Annotated in this window: 1 protein-coding gene and 1 pseudogene; both read left to right on the forward strand. The window is 42.6% G+C overall.

Going from position 1 to position 688, the window contains the following annotated elements:
* The coding region (locus AB4653_RS26045; RefSeq protein ID WP_372105670.1) for a YgiW/YdeI family stress tolerance OB fold protein at positions 1-380 on the forward strand (380 nt) is incomplete at its 5' end.
* A 112-nt stretch (positions 381-492) separates the two neighbouring features.
* A pseudogene (locus AB4653_RS26050) lies at positions 493-688 on the forward strand (hypothetical protein); the annotation flags it as partial.

Here is a 688-nt window from a genome sequence, read left to right on the forward strand (position 1 = left end):
CTACTATTATCCTCGCTCCTACTTTCGCAATGGCTAGCGACCATCACAGCGACAGTAATCACAACAATAGCGACAGTAACCACAAGCATCAGAGCGCTATTGCGTACACGGGACCGATTGAAACCGTTTCAGTTGCGACTCTACTAGCAGACACCAGCATGTTCGCAGAGCAAGAAGCAATCGTAGATGGCAAGATTGTTCGTCAACTAAAAAACGATACGTTCGTATTCTCTGATGGTCAGAGTGAAATTCAGATCGAACTGGATGACGATATCCTTCTAGCGCAACCGCTCACCGCAGATACAAAAGTTCGTATATTTGGCGAATACGAAGGTGGTAAAACGCCAGAGATCGAAGTAGATCATATTCAAGTTTTGTAAGATACGAACTCCGTACCGTCGACTTCAAAGACATGATTTATAACAAATGGCCTGCATATTGCAGGCTTTTTTGCATTATAATGCCGAAAAATATAATTAATATGGAGTCACCATGCTAGGTAGCGCAAACAAGACGGTCCTTTTGGGGTTGGTTACACTGTGTTCATTCTCTGCGTATGCAAACAACTTTAACTACAATACATTTGAGCTACGCACAGGTATTAGCCCTAGTACATTTGGTGGCGAAGTCACAACAATGTTCACTCAAAACTCACACTTTGTTGCTCGAATCGATTCTGAATTTGAAG

This window comes from Vibrio sp. 10N.222.48.A3 (genome assembly GCF_041475345.1).
Taxonomy (GTDB): Bacteria; Pseudomonadota; Gammaproteobacteria; order Enterobacterales; family Vibrionaceae; genus Vibrio; species Vibrio tasmaniensis_A.